General features: G+C 65.1%; 2 protein-coding genes. Both read left to right on the forward strand.

Annotation, left to right across the window (positions count from 1 at the left end; genetic code table 11):
• Positions 1 to 122 precede the first annotated feature (122 nt).
• Positions 123 to 539, forward strand: a complete 417-nt coding sequence (locus ABEA87_RS19960) for a YbaB/EbfC family nucleoid-associated protein (protein ID WP_345631589.1) — start codon at positions 123 to 125, stop codon at positions 537 to 539.
• On the forward strand, positions 520 to 852 hold the full coding sequence (locus ABEA87_RS19965) for a hypothetical protein (RefSeq protein ID WP_345631591.1): 333 nt from the start codon (positions 520 to 522) through the stop codon (positions 850 to 852). Before ABEA87_RS19960 ends, ABEA87_RS19965 begins: the two co-directional genes overlap by 20 nt.
• Positions 853 to 878: the final 26 nt, after the last annotated feature.

Here is an 878-nt window from a genome sequence, read left to right on the forward strand (position 1 = left end):
CACCCGGGCCGGTTGACCTTGCGCGAACCGATCATGCTGGGCTTAGCTAGGCTGCGGCGCAATGCCGACCGGCGACCGCCCGGGCATTCGTCGTGGCAGCACGGTGACCGAGAGGAACGACGATGATTGAGCGGCCGGACTGGGGCGCGGTGTACGCCCAGTTCGACGACCTGCGCCGGGCGATCGACGGGTTCGACGAGACCCAGCGCAAGATGATGAAGATCACGGGTACCGCCTGGTCGCAGGATCGTCTCATCAAGGCGGTGGTCGGTCCCCGGGGCCAGCTCATCGAGCTCGACATCGACCCCAAAATCTACCGACGGCCCGACTCGAAGGCTCTCGCCGCGAGCGTCGTGGCCACGGTGCGTGCCGCGGTCGATGACGCGAACCGGCGCAGCCGCGAACTGCTCGACGAAAAGATCCCGAGCGACATGCGGATGAACAATCTCGGCCCACTCAACATCAGGAAGCTGATGGAGACCCACGACAGTGAGCTGTCGCGCGAGGAGGAGGACGGCGATGAGTCAGCCGACCGTTAGCGTCACAAATGGTGGACCCGACGAGGCCATCAACCTCGCCATGCGCATCGTCGATTTCGGTAGCGAACTCACGGAGCTGACCAACAAGCTGATCGACGACATTAAGCAGGTCGAGGAGCAGCACCCGGAGGGCCACGACGACGATTACGCCAGCGCGTACCGCCAGGGGTATGTGAAGCCCGCCGACCAGACCCAGAAGGGGGCCGTCGACGCTGGGCAGACGGTTTCGCAGTCCGGACTCGACGTCGTCAACACGTTCGCCAAGGTCGGTGCCACCGACACGAGCGGCGGCGACTCGATCCGCTCGGTCTGAGTCCGCGGGAACGGGGGAAGAACAGG

The organism is Rugosimonospora acidiphila (genome assembly GCF_039543385.1).
GTDB classification, from domain to species: Bacteria; Actinomycetota; Actinomycetes; order Mycobacteriales; family Micromonosporaceae; genus Rugosimonospora; species Rugosimonospora acidiphila.

What these genes read in the sequence shown, in the direction of transcription:
- ABEA87_RS19960 (WP_345631589.1), top strand. Translation starts at nt 123, where the DNA reads ATGATTGAGCGGCCGGACTGGGGCGCGGTGTACGCCCAGTTCGACGAC.
- ABEA87_RS19965 (WP_345631591.1), top strand. Translation starts at nt 520, where the DNA reads ATGAGTCAGCCGACCGTTAGCGTCACAAATGGTGGACCCGACGAGGCC.